Below are 18,248 nucleotides of genomic sequence, written 5' to 3' on the forward strand. Positions count from 1 at the left end.
CCTTGATAAGAAACCGTATACCACTTGCCATCCAATTCTATCGCATTCCCATTCTCGCCTACTTCTTTCACCGTGTATTGATAAGCTGTCGTATGCTCTATCGATTCATACGCTTTTAGTCCTTTAAATGATCCCGTCCATTGGTTCGACGCATTCAATTCCAGCGTTTCACCGGTTGCTTGTCCATCACGATATAATTCTACGATAACCTTATCAATTGGGGCTTGAAGCGCCTTACCTTTCGAATCCTTCCACGTTTTAGTTACCTTCAGGTCTCTCGTTGGAGGATCCATTGGCTTCCAAGGTGTATCTGGTGTGTTTGTAATGATAAACCCTTTATTCATATTGCCTGTGATTTTTCCAGTATATCCCTTAACTTTTACTTCTTTTACAGTGTAAGATACGTTTTTTTCACCGATCTTAATCGGAAGATTAGAAAATACAGTTTTCCAATTATTTTCTTCTTTTAATCCTCTTTCTTCAAAAAGATATTCTTTATCTTCTATATGAGCTATTAGTTGAACTATAATTGATTCAGGGCGTTTTTTATTAACATTATTATTATCTTTCCATTTTTTTATAACAGATACTTCTGTTGTTTCACCTTCGGTACCTATTGTTACGGATCCATTACTACCAATTCCTCCACCTCTAGTCGCAGAAGTATTTCCAGTAATTATTACTTTTGCTAAAGCTTGAGTTAATTCATTACCTTCAGAATCTGCATACAGGCCAAATTCAGAATTTGATGGAACCTTCCCATCATATTTGTCATCAGCTAATAAAACTCCGTCATCTGTTTTCCAATTATATAATACTCCACCTAACATTCTTTTAGATAGTTTATATTCAGCAATTCCGCTATGATATCCATAATAATCGCTTGATAAAATGTAAAGATCTTTTCCCCCACTACTAGTTTTGTTTCCAAAAATTGCTCCACCATCTGTTACAAAAATTTTTGTTTTTGAAATCGGGCAAGCTGCATATCCAGCACCTTGAGAGACAGCCTGATTATTTGTGATTAAAACATTCTTCAAATATAGTTCGCTATTATCACCGTTTACATTATTAAGATTATTAGCACCATTGACATAAATACCTCCACCACCAAAGGATTTATTAGTCACCCCACGTCCATCCATTGTATTATTTGTAATATTTCCAACCTCAATATACGCTTTAGAAGCTCCACCACTAAAGTATTTTGCTTGGACGAAAACACCTCCACCAGAAGATCCAGCGGTATTTCCATCAATAGTCCCGCCTGTCATATTTAAAATATTAGTATCTCCCCATTCTTGGGATCCTATACTGATACCTCCACCAATTTCTGCTGAAGTGTTACTTAATATCTTAGCATCTCCAGACAAATTAACAGTTGAACCTTGGTCAGCTAAAATACCTCCACCAGCTGCATAGTATTGATTAACATTACTATCATATACTCGATTACTTGCATTTTTTTGTACAATCCCCGCTGAAAAATTCATTTTAGATTTATTTAAATAGATACCACCACCATAAGTTGCTTGATTGTTTTCTATAATACCGCCCGCTATGTTGATGCTTGAATCGTATAAATTGATTGCACCACCTTTTGTAGCAGTATTTTTAATTGCAGTAATGATATTATTTTTTAAAACAGTTCCACCGTTAATATTAAGTGTTCCTTTACTTTGTACATCAATCAATGATTTTTCAATCTGACTATTTTGACTCGCATTTCCATCAATTATGATATTCGATAATGTCGCTTCATTATTAGAATCTATTTTTAATAAATAGTCATTAAAATTTTCGCCACGTACAAGTATTGCGTTAGTTCCTTCTAGCGTTACTTCACCTTTAACACTCGTAGTCCCTAATACAATAATTTGTTCAACTTTTTTATTAAGAACAGCCAATTCTTTAGCTTTTTCAAATGTTTTTACAGCTTGTTCAGGACTTTTCCCATCAAACGTATCATTTCCATTTTTACCATTCAAATAAATTTTTTTTGATGCGATAATTTCTGGAGATATGCTAGTTTCTAAATTTTCAACAAGTAAAACATTTTTGTAGCCTTGATCATTTTCCTCGTAAGCAATGACATTGTTTTCAAGCTTAGGTATTTTTAAAATAATTCGTTCACCTTTTTGGCTTAAAAAAAGATCATATTTTAATAAATGATGTGAAATTAGTGATCCGTCATCATTTGTATAATACTCAAATTCCACATTGGCATTTGGGACCGCAATTGAATTAAATGATGTTTCACCATTCCATCTGTATTTATTCCAGGGATCTGCGCCTTTATTTACTTCGAGTGCCATTTGGCCGACTTTGTTCTCTGACTGACCTGCTATGTGAAGTACATATTTAACGGCAAAGTTCTTTAGTTCCCCAGTTTCATCATGAATGGGACTATCTTGAACCGTCCATCCATATTTATATGCGTCAATTACGCCATCGTGATTCGCTCCTGGCCTATTTACATTAAAAGAAAGTAGATATTCCGCGCCATCTGCATTAATCGCATTTTTTGGGTCCTTATTTGCATTGATTTGCGATTGATATTTATATTCTTCACCGTTCGTCTCACTTTCAGCGTATGCTGTATTATTCCAAAAAGAATAACAAAATAGCATCATGATTATAAAAATACTAGAAATCATTTTTTTTCGCATTATATTCCCCTCTTTTCTTTTCACTTGAAGTAATGGAATCAATAAAATTTTTATTTCCCTATACCTCATTCAAAAACTTTGAACTAAACTTTAAATACTTGATGAAAAAGCATTTTATCTAATGTCTACTATGTTATATCTAATTTCAAATACTAAATTTTACAACTCAAGGATACCAGAAATTTTAACTTTTTTCTAGCATCAGTTTCCCTTTATTTGTATATTAATTTGAAAGTTTTAGATATTTATTGTATTTTTATTTACTTTTAAATATATAAAATTGAATAATCATTTTAACGTCTAAATAATTGCCATATATAGCATTTTTATAATCGTTTTAGAAATATATATAGTAGACAAAAACATTGAATACCATAAAGCTACACGGTCTATCATTTTTTCTTTCATCAAAATAGATAAACAAAAATTGAAATCTATATAACAAAAAAGACCTCCAAACAATTGTTTGGAGACCTTTTTTATATGTATGGGACATGAGGGGTTCGAACCCCCGACCCGCTGATTAAGAGTCAGCTGCTCTACCAACTGAGCTAATATCCCGACCTGTTTCAAACCCATGAACACTTTGTATTTTACTCCTGTTTTATTTCATTTTCAATATATTTTTTATTCGAAAAAACATAAATTTATTAGTATAACTTTTTTATATAATGTTCTTTTTGGTTTCTTTTTGCATATAATTTTTTGCATATAAAAATTAATACTGGTAGAATAATCATACTATAAAATTATTAGGAGGCTTTCTATGAAAGAATTGTCAATTAAAGACTTTATTAACAAAGTCTTAGCAGGTGTTGCATTAGGTATTGTCGCAGGACTTGTACCAAATGCTATTTTAGGGGAACTTTTCAAGTTTCTAGCTAATTATCATGAAATCTTTGCAACGATGCAAATGATTGTTGCAAGCATTCAGTTTACTGTCCCGGTTATTGTTGGAGTGTTAATTGCTCATCAATTTAACTTTAACCCACTACAAATGGTATCCGTTGGTGGTGCGTCTTTCGCTGGTAGTGGTGCAGCACAACTGATTGATGGAAAATGGATGTTAGTTGGTATCGGTGATTTAATTAATACAATGATTACTGCAACTTTTGCCGTTTTAATTATTTATGCCATGAGAGATCATGTTAAAAGTTTAGCTATTATTTTAGTTCCTACTGTTGCAGGTGGTTTAGCTGGATTCCTTGGTTATATTTTACTTCCATATGTGAAACTTATAACATCAGCTATTGGAAATATGATTAATAGTTTTACTACATTACAACCTCTTGTTATGTGTCTATTAATCGCTGCTGTATTTAGTATTATTATTGTTTCACCTGTATCTACTGTAGCCATAGCTTATGCGATTGGAATTAGTGGATTAGCTTCAGGGGCGGCTAACTTAGGTATTGCAGCTGCAGCCATCGTTTTAGCTATTGGCTCTTACTATGTCAATGAAAAAGGTGTAACTATTGCTATTTTATTAGGTGGAATGAAGATGTTAATGCCTAACTTGTTAAAACATCCGATTATGATTTTACCGTTAACGATTACTGGAGCGGTAACAGGTGTTGCAGGACGTTACTTAAGTATCCAAGGAACACCAGCATCAGGAGGATTTGGATTTTCTGGATTAGTGGGACCAATTAATGCGTACAAATTTTTAGAAGGTTCACCTGCCGCTAATTTAATTACATTAGTCGTTGTATACTTTATCATTCCAACGATTACAGGTTTTATTACACATTACATCTTTACCAAAGTCTTCAAACTATATACTTTTGATATTTTCAAATTTGAAGCAGAATAATATTGTTACTATTGATAAAAAGTTATAATAATTTATAACACAGACTTTTAGGAGGATATTATGGTTAAAATTAAAGTATTTGGTATTCGTGACGAAGAACGTCCAATCGCTGAAGCATGGGCGAAAGAAAATAATGTAACAATTGATTTAACGAGCGATATTATTCGCACAGAAACAATCGATAGTATTAAAGGGTTTGACGGTGTAACAACTACTCAAACAGCTACTATCCCAACTGAAGCCTATCGTCAATTAAAAGAGATGGGTATCAAACAAATCGCTCAACGTAGTGCTGGTTTTGATATGTACGATTTAGAAGAAGCTTCAAAAAATGATATTATCATTTCTAATGTTCCTAGCTATTCACCAGAATCAATTGCTGAATTCGCTGTAACATTAGCATTACAATTAATTCGTAAAACAGAAGAAATTCAAAGAAATACTCAAGCACATGACTTTAGATGGCAACCATCAATTCGCGCACGTGTACTTGGCGAAATGACTGTAGCGGTAATTGGAACAGGTCGTATTGGGCAAATGGCTGCTAAAATGTTTAAAGGTTTTGGTGCAAATGTAATTGGTTATGATTTATATCCAAACGAATTTGCTAAAGAACATTTATCTTATGTTGATTCAATTGAAGAAGCAATTCAACAAGCAGATATTATCTCTTTACACATGCCAGCAACAAAAGATACCCATCATTTATTCAACCTTGATTTATTCAAACAAATGAAATCTGATGCTTATCTAGTGAATACAGCACGTGGTACGATTGTTAAAACGGAAGACTTAATTACTGCTCTAGACGAAGGCTTAATAGCCGGAGCTGGTTTAGATACTTATGAGTTTGAATCGACTTATGTTCCAAAAGATTGTCGTGATCAAGTGATTGAAGATGAACAACTTAAACAATTACTCGCTCATCCTCAAATTATCTTTACACCTCACATTGCTTTTTATACAGATACAGCAGTTAAAAATCTAGTTGAAGGTGGCTTAAATGCTGCTTTAGAAGTTATTAATACAGGAACAACTGCTACACGTGTCAACTAATTATCAATTCGTATAGAATAAGTATTTATGACTCTCAAAATCATTTATTTGATTTTGAGAGTTTTTTTATAAAAAGTATTGACAATTTGTTGAATAGATGTACAATAAGATTATCGAAAGTTAAGCGAACTTAATTTTCGTGTAATGATTCCTATTTACTTAAGATGTCGTTACTGTAAACAATAATTTCTTCTCTTATATTTTGAATGATTATTATCTACTAGTTCGAATAGATTATTTTATAGAAAGGAGTTTAGAATATGAATAGACAAGTTGCTTCAAATTACCCCATTTTTGAAAAAATTTGCGACTGGATATATTCTTGCCGTCTTGAAGATGCACGTTGGTATGTTGGATTATTTCTGAGTATAGGCGTTTCCATCTTCTTGCCAATTATTCTCTTTTTGTTTAAACAACTATAAACTCCTCATAATCTATTCAGTAGTCGATAATACAAAAAAAGAGGTTCTTAAGAACCTCTTTTTTTGTTATTGAAATATGTTTAACTAAATATTTGATTGTTCTCTTAACCAGTCCATTTCACCATCCAATTGCGCACTCGTTTTTGCACATTTAATGAGGGCTTGTTGCATTTCTTCTGTAAATGCCGTTCCTTTTTTATATCGAAGTTGATGCTCTAACGAAGCCCACGCATCCATTGCAATGGTTCTTAACTGAATTTCAACTTTCATTTTCTTTTTCTCTGTTTCTAAGAAGATAGGAATTTCTATAATTAAATGCAAACTACGATAACCATTTAATTTGGGTGATTGAATATAATCTTTCTTAGCGATTAAAACCACATCATCTTGGGCTAATAAGGAATTAGCTAATTTATATACATCTTCAACAAAAGAACAAATGACACGAACCCCAGCAACGTCGAATAAATTTTCTTCAATTGATTCGACCGTTAAAGGTAACCCGCGACGCTCTAACTTCTCCACAATACTAGGTAACGACTTTAAACGTGTTTTAATACCACTAATGGGATTACGATCATTATTAAGTGATGACGCTTCATCTAGCACTTGAAATTTTGTCTCAACTTCCTTAATTGCGCAACGATAATACGTCATTAAACGTTGATAAGGATAACCACGACTTCTGGTCCATTCAAGTAATTGCTTTTCATGATGTGGCATACTAAGTGAATATGTCTGTGGTTTATCTGTCATTTTTTCTTCCCTCATTTACTGATTGTTTTCATCATTATTATACGTGGTATTTTCAACAATTATTTAAAACACTCATGATTTTAATCATATTTTAAAGGGATGAACTATTGGACACAAATGAACAAATGCTTATGTGTAATCTTTACTATTGCTTTGACTATCATTTTATTTGTTTCTGAGATCAAAACGAACAATACTCTAGCTTATCTTCCAAGAAACACTTCATGTTTTCATTTTTATTTTAGTTTATGAAAACATAATGATGACCACAAAAATCAGTGCTAATACCACAATAATTAATTCAACCAGACAAGATAAAATTGTTGTTCTTCCGACTAAATTGTTAATCACTCCTAAGATTGTTTCAATTATAGCTACCAGTATAAGAAATCCAATCCCTAAAAACAATAACAACATACCGTCCGACGCCCTTTCCTTTCGTATTTCTTATTTGATTATATCACGAACAATGTCTATGTATTTTGATAAATGATAGCAACTTCAAAGTGTTATCTCGTTTATTCATAATATATAGTAAACATTAATTTTGATCTAGTTGATAATTTTTGCAAAAAAAATAGAGCTAGTTAAGTAAACAATCATACGTTTTAAATATTTATGATGTCGTAACAAATTTCTTCTCCAAGTCACTTTATTTGATTAAAAATCCCCCACTACTTATACTTTAGATGTGGAGTTAAATAAGTGAATTCATTAAATGTATTGATCTTTTGAATTCAGTCATTTTATTTTTTTAACTTCAAAAAGTTCGGTTTCGAATTATAAAAAGTTAAAACTAAAATGATCGCTCAGTCAAACTAAAGGAGGAAGTTCAATGAAAATTACAGCTGCTCACGCATTAATTAAAGAGTTATCTTTATGGGGCATCGATCACATGTACGGTATTCCGGGAAGCTCATTAAACGGTTTGATGGATGCTTTAGAAAAAGAACAAGATAGTATGAAATATATACAAGTTCGTCAAGAAGGTGCTGGCGCAATGGCAGCGACTGCAGACACGAAATTTACGGGGAAAATAGGTGTTGCTTTTGGATCAGGTGGTCCAGGCGCTTCAAATATGATAAATGGTCTTTATGATGCTAAGTTAGATCGAGTTCCTATGTTAGCTATCGTTGCTCAAGGAGCATCTACCATCCAAAATACACATTTTTTCCAAGAAACTGAAGTATTACCTTTATATGAAAATGTCGGCGTCTATAATCGCAAAGCAACAAACGCAGAACAAATTCCTTACATCATTAACGATGCGATTCGAACAGCTTATGAATTAAAAGGCCCTGCTATCGTCATTTTACATAATGATTATATGGAAATGGAAATTGATTATGAACCATTAGTATTAGATCGTTCGATGCCTGAACCATTTAAATATGCTATTCCTAACGAAAAAACAAATGAAATAATCGATGCAATTAAACAAGCTAAAAATCCTGTCCTTTATGTTGGAAAAGGTGTGTCAGGCTATCGAGACAAAGCCGTTCAAATGGCTGAACAGTTCAATTTACCTGTCTTAACTAGTGCACCTTCTGTAGGGGCATCGTTCCCTTCAGATCATCCGCATTATATGGGAGCATTCGGTCGTTTAGGTACTAAGCCTGCATTTGAAATAATGCAAAAATCAGATCTTGTTTTGTTTGTTGGTACTAATTTTCCATTTGCACGTTTTTGGCCAGAAGATATTAAAGTGGTTTATGTCAATAACACGTATAAAGATCTCGGTCGTCAAATTCATGCTGACATTGCTGTATTAGCTGATGCTGGTGACTTCTTCGATGCAATATTAGCTACTGGTGAAACACGTGAAGAGACTAAATTTTTAACGGCAGCTAAGAAAAATAAAGAAAACTGGGATCAATGGTTAAGAAAAATTGCTGCTGATGACTCGAATGGTTTGGCACCTGAAGCTGTTCTATTAAAAATTAGAGAATTTGCCGATAAAGATGCTTTGTTCGGTTTAGATGTTGGAAATAATACAATGCATTCTGTTCGTCTTTTACCTTTAAATGATGAGCAAAAAATGGTAATGAGTGGATGGTTTGCTACTCTAGGATATGGCGTACCAGCTGGGCTTTCAGGGAAAGTTTCAGAGCCGGATAAACAAGTTTTCTCTATTTCTGGTGATGAGGGCTACACAATGAATATGCAAGATATATTGACAATGACACGTTATCAATTACCCGTTATTAATATTGTGCTAACCAATGAATCATTTGGATTTATTCAACACTCTCAAATACTTAACTTAGATGTACCTTTCGGTGTAGATATTAGTGACGGTGATTGGTCTAAAAGTGGTGAAGCTATGGGAGCTATCGCATTCCAAGTACGCAACCTAAAAGAACTAGACGAAGCATTTGATACAATCAAAAAATTACAAGACGAAGGCAATAAGCGCCCTATCTTATTAGAAGCTAAAACTAAATACTTCGATCCCGTTGATACGAGCGATATGCATTTAGACCCAGACATTTACTCAGCAGAAGAAATTGAAGCATTCAAAAAACAATACAATATTTTTGATATGCCTTCATATACAGAATTATTAAATGAATTAAACTAATTCATCAGAGCACCTTACTTTTAATCGAGTAAGGTGTTCTTTATTTAGCATAAATTAAAATAAAAAGACGTATTCAAATGAATACGTCTTTTGCATTATTTTTTAATTATTGGATAGAAATTGATATAACGCCTCAATTCTTTTGCCTTTTAATTCGGTCAATGTTTGGCCTTCTAGCTCAACAGAATCAATTGTATAAAAATCTTCTAATGCGGGTACTTCCAGTAATTGAGCGGTGATGAACGATTGAGCATTTTTAAATTCGATTAAACGAGGGGAACCATTTACGAGATAGGTTATTTTTAACATATTGATCCTCTTTTCTATTGAATGACATCAATTAAGGACGAATGATTTTAGCGTTCTTAATATCTTCTACGGTTTGTGTTCCTGCTAATTGCATCACAATTTTTAATTCATGATTCAAATGCTCCATTACACTTTGCGTACCTTGTGCACCACCCAACGCTAAACCATAGATAACAGGTCGAGCAAGCGCTACTACGTCTGCTCCGGAAGCAATCGCTTTAAAAACATGCGAACCACGACGAATTCCACTATCAAAAATGACAGGTACTCGTTTATTAACTTGTTCAGCAATTCCTTTTAAAGTATCAAAAGAAGCTGGTCCGCCATTTAACTGACGACCACCATGATTAGACACCCAAATACCTGCCGCTCCAGCTTGAATAGCTGTTTCCGCATCATCAGGGTCTTGTACACCTTTTACGATAACGGGTAAGTTAGTGTAATCTGCTACTCGTTTAATATCTTCTGGTAAAATGACTTGGGCAGCTGCTGCATAAATTTCGCTAATGCCTTTTCCTTCACCCGTTCCATCAGCTATACTAGCTAAATTTCCCATCGGTAGCGGGAATTGAAATTTATTTTTAATATCCGCTTCTCGATAGCCTCCTTGCATCGAATCTACGGTCATAATGATGGCTTTTACGCCTGCTTCAACTGCTTCGTCGAGCCATTTTTTATTAATTTCCCAATCTTTACTCATGTATAGTTGAAAAAATTGTGGTGCGCCTTTACCTGCTTCAGCAGTTTCTGTAATCGTTGTTGTGCCATAAGTACTTTGAGACATAATTGTACCTGCAGCGGCCATCCCTTCAGCAGTTGCTAATTCTCCACGTGCGTGAGCTAAACCTTGAGCTGCAGCTGGTGCCATAATAATTGGCATGGATAAATCAATTCCAAATAATTGAGTCGTCGTCGATGGATTGCTGACATTCGTTAGAATACGTGGAACAATTTGAACTTTATCAAATGCTTCAGTATTTTCTCTAAGCGTCCATTCATACTCTGAACCTTCTGTAATATATCCAAAGCCTCCTGTTGGGATAATCTCTTTTGCGCGTTCTTCCAAACTAGGTAAATTCAAAATATCTAAACGCTCTTCACGATCAGATTGTTCGTAGCCATTTGTAATTGTCATCATTATTCCTCCTTTTAATACCCGTATAGGTATGTTGTTTATGTTTACATATTACGCCTATGATGAGAAATTCTCAAAGATAATGCTCATTCTGATAAAATCGCTACTGCCCGTACTGGTGAACCATCACCGTCCATAATTTTTAAAGGAAATCCATAAAACATAAATGTTTCGTATTTAGGTAATTCATCAAGATGAATCAAACCCGTATAAGTAACAATTTCTCTAGCTAACAATGCACGCTCTAAGTCTTCTGATAAATCTCCACCTACAAATGATGGATTGACTTGCATTATTTTTTCTAAACAATCGATTGACACGAATTCATTGAATAATAACCCCATATTTTTTGGGAGCTGTTCATCTTCCATACGAACTAATTGTGCCGGTCCAAAAAATCGTTCTAAGTTTAATTGATCAATACTTGTACTGCCTTCATGCATATGCGAATAAGCATCTACATGTGTGCCGGTATGTGTGCCGAGTGTGAGTTACCTCACTTCCCACCCATTCGCATCAATTGTTTGAGTAATTTCAATTGATACATTTGGATCGCCTGGATAAACCGTCATATTATGAAAAATAGGTGCTGTTAAATCAATTATTTTCAATGCATTTCTCCTTTTCCTATGCGTTCTTTTTCTCTATTATCATCTGACGTTTGCTCACACGCCACGTATACCATTCAGCTAATGAAGCACCACCTAAAATCATTGTAGCACCCAACATTTCCACTCCATTCATTCGTTCACCTAAAAATATGGCAGCAAATAGTAAAGTAGATAACGGTTCTAAATAAGATAAAATAGCAATCGATTGAAACGTTAGCGAAGGAATACTACTAAATAACAAATTCATTGCAATCCCTGTATTTACGACGCCAATAATTAAAACCGGAATCATCACTTGACCGGTTACAATATCTGGAAATCCCGTTCCTTTGTATAAAATGTACATAATAACCGCTATTGAAGCAAAGAACAGTTGCCAAAAGGTGCGTTCCATGCCGTGAATCGCTGTCGCTAATCGGTTGAAAGTAAGCAACCCCGCAAATGTCATGCTTGACCCCAAACCTAAAATAAGTGCTATTTTTGATGCGTCGTCTCCTTGTGGTTGACTAATCAAGACCATTCCAGCCAATACAAACACTAAACTAAATAACTTAATCGGCTCAATAGCTTCCTTAAATAGAAAAAACGACAGAACAATTGCTAAAACAGGGCCTCCACTATTCAAAATTTGTCCCATACCTACACCGGTTTGTTGAAAAGCTTCATACAGAAACATCCAATTAAGCCCTAACATCAAACCAGACATAATTAGCATTCGAAAAGAATGCATCTCTTTTTTAAAGACAAATGACTTCTTCTTTAAGGCCATCACTACTAACATAAACAACGCACCAATTGATGATCGAGCTAATACAATTTCATAACTCTCCCAAGGGATCCAATGAGCTATAATCCCATTAAAACCAAAAATTAACATTGCCATAGTAAAACGCATATGTGAACCACTCATCAACAATTCCTCTTTTCTTATCACTAAATTAATTTACCTGTAGGATATATTTAATTTCGCCATTATTCTATCAAACTTTTAACACATTGGATATACGTCCTCTATATTTTCAAAAAACAAAATATATTTTCAACGTTTGGACGAATTGATTATGATATAATGAGTAGCGTTTATAAGTGCATTTATCAATTAAGGAGTGATCTATTGGGAACAAGTCTAGCATTCATGATTTTATTTGGTTTATTAATGGCGGCATTATTTAATCGACTGCATATTCCGGGATTATTAGGAATGATTGTCGTTGGTATCATTCTTGGCCCGTATGGATTGAACTTTTTAAGCAAAGACATCCTCAGCATCTCAGCTGATTTAAGGCAAATTGCTTTGTTAGTCATTTTGTTACGAGCTGGTCTTGGAATTAAAAAAGAGGCGATCAAAAAAGTCGGTCGTCCGGCGATTTATTTAAGTTTTATACCCGGACTGTTTGAAGGTTTTACAATCGCTCTTATATCCATCTATTTATTTCATTTTACTTTTATTCAAGGTGGCATTCTCGGATTCATCATTGCTGCAGTTTCACCGGCTGTCGTTGTCCCTTCGATGCTTGATTTAATACAACAAGGAATTGGTGAAGCAAAAAGTATCCCGACCTTAATTTTAGCAGGCGCTTCGATTGATGACGTTGTTGCAATCACTATATTTTCCGTTTTTTTAGGCATGTATGGGGGGCATCAATTACATCTCGCTACACAACTATTGAGTATTCCACTTTCTATTTTTTTAGGAATCGTATTAGGTGTCCTATTTGGCTGGAGCCTTCTCCTTCTATTTAAACGTTTTTCAATTCGTCATACTAAGAAAGTATTAGTATTAATTGCTTGTGCGATCTTACTAACACGCATCGAAACTTTATTCAAAGATCAAGTAGCGATTGCCTCCTTGCTAGGTGTCATGGCCATGGGATTTCTAATCAACGAAAAAAATCCAAACCTTGGCAAACAATTATCTCAACATTTAAATAAGATTTGGGTGTTTGCCGAACTATTACTTTTCATATTAGTTGGTGCTCAAGTCAATGTCGCACTCGCTCTAAACGCTGGAATAAAGGGCATCATACTAATTACCATTGGTCTAATCGCCCGAAGTATTGGTGTTTATCTTTCTTTACTAGGTACGGATCTTAATACAAAAGAAAAGTGGTTTTGTATGATTGCTTATACGCCAAAAGCTACCGTACAAGCAGCTATCGGTTCGATACCTTTAGCCATGGGAGTGGCTTCTGGTGATTTAATTTTATCATTAGCTGTTCTTGCAATTGTTATAACCGCTCCACTAGGCGCTTTCTTTATTAAACGTACTGGACCTCTCTTTTTAAAATAAATCTATTCTATAACTAGCAAAAAGCAGAAGATGCTTCGCAAATATATGCGAAAACATCTCCTGCTTCTTTTTAATTATAAATCATTTGAAAAATAAATGCGGCAATCACTCCACCGGCAATTGGTCCTACTACCGGAATCCAAGCATACTGCCAATCTGAATGTCCTTTGTTTGTAATTGGTAATAGTGCATGGGCAATTCGCGGTCCTAAGTCACGCGCTGGGTTAATTGCATAACCTGTCGTTCCACCTAGTGACGCCCCTATTCCTACAATTAAACTCCCTACAACTAATGTTCCCAATCCATCAATCATTGAATATTTCCCAAATACTAAAATCATAAAGACTAAGATAAATGTTCCAATTAACTCACTTAAAAAGTTGTCAACGGTTGATCGAATTTCAGGACCTGTTGAGAATGTTCCTAAAATCGTTGCTGAATCCTTCGTCGCTTCATAATGTGGACGATACATGATCCAAACTAAAATCCCACCGATAAATGCTCCTATCATTTGAGCCAAAATCATCCCAGCAACTTCACTCCATGTGTAAGCTCCCATGAATCCAAAAGCAATAGAAAGTGCTGGGTTAAGATGAGCAGGTCCGATGACACCCGCCGCAAATGCCCCCATTACAACAGCGATTCCCCAGCCCACATTAATGGTTAACCAACCTGCATTGTTGCCTTTTGTTTTAGAAAGGATGACATTCGCTACAACTCCGTTTCCAAGTAAAACTAGAATCATCGTCCCTATTAATTCACCCATAAATAAATCTTTCATCTGCTTCTCCTTTCATTACACTTTTTTCATTCTACTTTTCTTTTAAATACGTCAAATCGTTCACTGCTAATACTTCTTCTAACTCTTCGGTATAACGTGCTTTCTCTTCTGGAGTCCATTCGTAATAACGTGCCATTTCATTGATGACTGGTTGTATTAACGCATCCATTTCACGACGCATGAATAGCATGTGATTAGTTCTTCTTAAAAAGAAATCAACTGGTGTTAAAGCCATTTCATGATCCATTGCGTATCGCAAACTCAAAGCAACGCGCAATGGTAAGCCATCAACCGCTTGTTGTTTTGGGTGTGGTGTATAAACTTTAGAAACGTTTGAACCATATAGATGTGCTAAATAACGTGCATCTTCCATCGATAGACCGCGAGAAACACCCAATTGAGCAAATGTTTCGACTTCAGTTAATACATTGGATGGGTTTAATTCTCCACCAGAAACCGGATATGTTTTTGAATTAATTAATTGGAATGTTCGACCAAATTGTTGATCTAAAATTTTAATAATGACTTCCATACTTCCTTCTGCCATTTTTCGATAATCGGTAATTTTCCCACCAGCAATAGTTATCAAACCATTCGCATCTACTTCTAAATTGCTTCCACGTGACACTTCTGACGGATTTAAATTTTTCTCAGATAAACTGTCTTCAATCTTCATAATAGCTTCTTCTACATCAGTCCGATCTGCTTTGTTTTCTAAATAATCTTTTACTGCATTGACAATTGCGTCAAAGCTTTCATTTTTCATTTTTCCGCTATTTCCACCGTTGTAATCAGACGCACTATTGCCTGCGATTAGAGGTCTTAATCCTGCCCAAGCGCTTTCAATATCATCCATAGTCAAATGTGCTGTTGGAAAACGATGATTCACAATATCTAACAGGTAATCCACATCTTCTTGAGTTACCTTTGGATGATCAAAATCCCCTGTATAATCTGTATCGGTTGTTCCAAAGTATGTTTTATTAAATCGTGGAATAATAAATATCATACGCCCATCATTTTTACCCGTATCCACATAAACTGGCTCTGAAACAGGTAAACGATCGTGATCCACTACTAAATGTACACCTTTTGTCGGTCTCATTTGATGGATTTGTTGGTCCTCATTATAAGCTAAATTTCTAGTGCGGTCAGACCACGGACCGGTCGCATTAATAATTACACGTGCTTTAATTTCAAAGACTTGATTGGTCAGTAAATCTCTTGCTGTTAATCCAATTACTTTATGATTTTCATCGAATAAATAGCCTTCTGCTTTCACTCGGCTCGCGATGAGAGCGCCGTCCTGATGAGCTCGCTTAATATTTTCAATCACTAAACGTGCATCATTATTGTTAAAGTCTAAATATACTCCGCCGCCAACAAGCCCTTCTGTCATTAAGTAAGGTTCTTTTTTTAATACTTCTTCACGTGTTAGAACATGATTACTTGCTTCTGTACCATCAATATGAGCGAGTGAATCATATAAATTCATTGCCACTTTTAAACGGAACAAATTGAAAGTAGATCCTTCTTCATCATAGACTGGTAATAACATAGGATCTGGTTTAGGAATATGTGGTGCAATTTGTTGAACTACAGCACGTTCAGATACTGTATCCGCTACTACTTCAACATCAAATTGTTTCAAATAACGTAAGCCACCGTGGACTAATTTCGTAGAACGACTACTCGTTCCTCCAGCAAAATCTTGCATTTCAATCAGACCCGTATCTAAACCACTTGCGGCTGCTTGTAGGGCGATACCTGCTCCAGTAATACCGCCGCCAACAATTAATAAATCAAGCGGAGTAGACTGCAAGGCTCCGATAATTTCTTGACGTTTAAGATGTGAAAATTTCATCATTTAACCACCTTTCTATTCGTCTTCTTCTGATTGTTTAATTTCAGTGAATACTTGGGTCGCTTTAATCGCTTGCGTCCATCCACGATATAATTCTTCTTTACGTGATTCATTCATTGTTGGATTAAATGCCTCACTCACTTTATTTAATGCACGAATTTCATCTAAATCTTTCCAATAACCTACTGCTAATCCAGCTAGGAAAGCTGCTCCTAAAGCTGTTGTTTCTAAGTTTTGTGCTCGCCCTATTTCAATCCCTAAAATATCAGCTTGGAATTTCATTAAGTAGTTGTTCATCGCTGCTCCACCATCCACTTTAAGCAAACGAATATCCATACCCGTATCTAATTTCATTGTATCGATGACATCACGTACTTGATATGCTATTGATTGAAGCGTTGCTTTTACAAAATCATCCCGTGTTGTACCTCGCGTCAATCCAAAGACAGCTCCACGTGCATCTGAATTCCAATAAGGGGCCCCTAAGCCAGTGAATGCTGGTACGACATATATTTCATCATTATTTTTTGAGCGTTTCGCCATTTCTTCAGAGTCAGATGATTTTTCTAGCATTTTCAACATATCTCGTAGCCATTGAATTGCACTACCTGCTATGAAAATAGAACCTTCCAACGCATAGTTCACCTTGCCATCAATTCCATAAGCAATTGTTGTTAACAAGTTATGTTTGGATAGTTGCATATCTTCACCAGTATTCATGACGATGAAAGATCCTGTTCCGTACGTATTTTTCACCATTCCTGCATCAAAAGCTGTTTGACCAACTAACGCTGCTTGTTGGTCTCCTGCCATACCTGCTATCGGTACTTCGCCACCATAAAAGTGGAAAGAAGCTGTTTTTCCATATACTTCAGAATTTGATTTAACTTCAGGTAACATTGCTGCTGGAATATTTAATAAATCTAATATTTCTTGATCCCATTCTAACTTAGCAATATTGAAGATCATTGTTCGTGCCGCATTTGTATAATCAGTTACATGCGATGCACCATTTGTTAATTTCCAAACAAGCCAAGTATCAATTGTTCCAAATAATAATTCACCACGTTCAGCACGCTCTTGTGCACCTTCTACATGATCTAAAATCCAACGAATTTTTGTAGCAGAGAAGTAAGCATCGACAACTAATCCTGTTTTTTTATGAATCATGTCTGCATGGCCATCATGCTTCAATTGATCAGCGATAGGAGCTGTTTGACGTGATTGCCAAACAATTGCATTATAAATGGGTAAACCTGTATCTTTATCCCACACAACTGTTGTTTCGCGTTGATTCGTAATTCCAATTGCTTCAATTTGATGAGGTTTTATTCCACTGTTAATAAACGCGCCAGCAATAACAGATTGAACGGAATTCCATATTTCATTCGCATTATGTTCTACCCATCCTGATTGCGGAAAGTATTGAGTAAACTCTTTTTGAGAAGCGCCTACTTTCTCTCCTTTTTTATTAAAGATAATCGCACGTGAACTAGTTGTTCCTTGATCAATTGACATAATATATGTTTCATTGGTCATATTGCTTCCTCCTCATAGGTTTTGTAATCGCTTTCTTTAAGTAATTTGATTATAATATTATTGTTATTCTTTACAACTTTTATGCTCATCCATGCAAAATAAAAAAAGAACCTTATTTTAATCATGATATGCTCCCCCTAAAGTAGACACTTGAAAAAGTAAAACTATTTTAGGGGGAGTTTTTCATGCGTAAAAATAAACGTTATTCAGCTAATGAGTTAATGTATTTTATTGATCTCTATTTAATCAGTGGAATATCCTATGCAGAACTACAGGAAAATTATGGCTTAAAATTAAATAATAAAAACTTTCGAAAGTACCTTAATAAGTATAGAATACATGGGCCTTCGGCTTTAATATCGAAAGGTAGCAATAACAATTATTCTGAGCAGTTTAAAAAGAAAATTATTGAGGAATGTTTG

Annotated in this window: 14 protein-coding genes, 1 tRNA gene and 1 pseudogene; 6 read left to right on the top strand and 10 right to left on the bottom strand. The window is 34.9% G+C overall.

Annotated elements, in window-relative coordinates:
* Both L866_RS09110 and L866_RS0106630 read right to left on the bottom strand, forming a co-directional pair.
* A partial coding sequence (locus L866_RS09110) for a Cna B-type domain-containing protein (RefSeq protein WP_025730357.1) occupies positions 1–2,669 on the bottom strand: 2,669 nt, incomplete at its 3' end.
* Positions 2,670–3,157: 488 nt separating this feature from the next.
* Positions 3,158–3,230, bottom strand: a tRNA-Lys gene (locus L866_RS0106630).
* A gap of 205 nt (positions 3,231–3,435) precedes the next feature.
* Between L866_RS0106630 and L866_RS08715 the strand changes: the two genes are divergently transcribed.
* The 3 genes from L866_RS08715 (at position 3,436) to L866_RS09510 (ending at position 5,960) form a co-directional block, all read left to right on the top strand.
* On the top strand, positions 3,436–4,482 hold the full coding sequence (locus tag L866_RS08715; protein ID WP_035446348.1) for a PTS sugar transporter subunit IIC: 1,047 nt from the start codon (positions 3,436–3,438) through the stop codon (positions 4,480–4,482).
* A 60-nt stretch (positions 4,483–4,542) separates the two neighbouring features.
* Positions 4,543–5,538 (top strand): D-2-hydroxyacid dehydrogenase, encoded by a 996-nt coding sequence (locus L866_RS0106640; RefSeq protein ID WP_025730359.1) that lies wholly within the window; start codon positions 4,543–4,545, stop codon positions 5,536–5,538.
* 260 nt (positions 5,539–5,798) lie between these two features.
* Positions 5,799–5,960, top strand: a complete 162-nt coding sequence (locus L866_RS09510; protein WP_156919537.1) for a hypothetical protein — start codon at positions 5,799–5,801, stop codon at positions 5,958–5,960.
* An 84-nt stretch (positions 5,961–6,044) separates the two neighbouring features.
* On the opposite strand, the gene L866_RS0106650 is transcribed toward L866_RS09510, so the two are convergent.
* On the bottom strand, positions 6,045–6,716 hold the full coding sequence (locus L866_RS0106650) for a GTP pyrophosphokinase (RefSeq protein WP_211236688.1): 672 nt from the start codon (positions 6,714–6,716) through the stop codon (positions 6,045–6,047).
* A gap of 835 nt (positions 6,717–7,551) precedes the next feature.
* Between L866_RS0106650 and L866_RS0106660 the strand changes: the two genes are divergently transcribed.
* Entirely contained in the window at positions 7,552–9,297 is a 1,746-nt protein-coding gene (locus L866_RS0106660) for a thiamine pyrophosphate-binding protein (protein WP_025730364.1), read from the top strand.
* Positions 9,298–9,399: 102 nt separating this feature from the next.
* On the opposite strand, the gene L866_RS0106665 is transcribed toward L866_RS0106660, so the two are convergent.
* From L866_RS0106665 to L866_RS0106680, 4 genes and pseudogenes are all read right to left on the bottom strand, one after another.
* A complete protein-coding gene (locus L866_RS0106665; protein ID WP_025730366.1) occupies positions 9,400–9,606 on the bottom strand; it encodes a hypothetical protein in 207 nt (68 codons plus the stop codon).
* Between the two features lie 31 nt (positions 9,607–9,637).
* Complete coding sequence (locus tag L866_RS0106670) at positions 9,638–10,741, bottom strand: lactate oxidase (protein ID WP_025730368.1); 1,104 nt, start codon at positions 10,739–10,741, stop codon at positions 9,638–9,640.
* Positions 10,742–10,827: 86 nt separating this feature from the next.
* A pseudogene (locus L866_RS08720) lies at positions 10,828–11,217 on the bottom strand (cyclase family protein); the annotation flags it as partial.
* Positions 11,218–11,368: 151 nt separating this feature from the next.
* Positions 11,369–12,262: a DMT family transporter gene (locus L866_RS0106680; protein WP_025730370.1), complete on the bottom strand. Its 894-nt coding sequence runs from the start codon at positions 12,260–12,262 to the stop codon at positions 11,369–11,371.
* Between the two features lie 204 nt (positions 12,263–12,466).
* Here L866_RS0106680 and L866_RS0106685 point away from each other — a divergent pair, with 204 nt between their 5' ends.
* Entirely contained in the window at positions 12,467–13,642 is a 1,176-nt protein-coding gene (locus tag L866_RS0106685; RefSeq protein WP_025730373.1) for a cation:proton antiporter, read from the top strand.
* A gap of 70 nt (positions 13,643–13,712) precedes the next feature.
* Here the strand turns inward: L866_RS0106685 and L866_RS0106690 are convergent, their stop codons facing one another.
* The 3 genes from L866_RS0106690 to glpK are packed head-to-tail and all read right to left on the bottom strand — an operon-like array spanning position 13,713 to position 17,826.
* Positions 13,713–14,423: an MIP/aquaporin family protein gene (locus L866_RS0106690; protein WP_025730375.1), complete on the bottom strand. Its 711-nt coding sequence runs from the start codon at positions 14,421–14,423 to the stop codon at positions 13,713–13,715.
* A gap of 31 nt (positions 14,424–14,454) precedes the next feature.
* Positions 14,455–16,287, bottom strand: coding sequence for a type 1 glycerol-3-phosphate oxidase (glpO, locus tag L866_RS0106695; RefSeq protein WP_025730376.1), 1,833 nt, complete (start codon positions 16,285–16,287; stop codon positions 14,455–14,457).
* Positions 16,288–16,302: 15 nt separating this feature from the next.
* Entirely contained in the window at positions 16,303–17,826 is a 1,524-nt protein-coding gene (gene glpK / locus L866_RS0106700) for a glycerol kinase GlpK (protein WP_025730377.1), read from the bottom strand.
* Positions 17,827–18,011: 185 nt separating this feature from the next.
* Between glpK and L866_RS0106710 the strand changes: the two genes are divergently transcribed.
* A partial coding sequence (locus tag L866_RS0106710; protein WP_025730328.1) for a hypothetical protein occupies positions 18,012–18,248 on the top strand: 237 nt, incomplete at its 3' end.

This window comes from Atopobacter phocae ATCC BAA-285, assembly GCF_000526675.1.
GTDB classification, from domain to species: Bacteria; Bacillota; Bacilli; order Lactobacillales; family Aerococcaceae; genus Atopobacter; species Atopobacter phocae.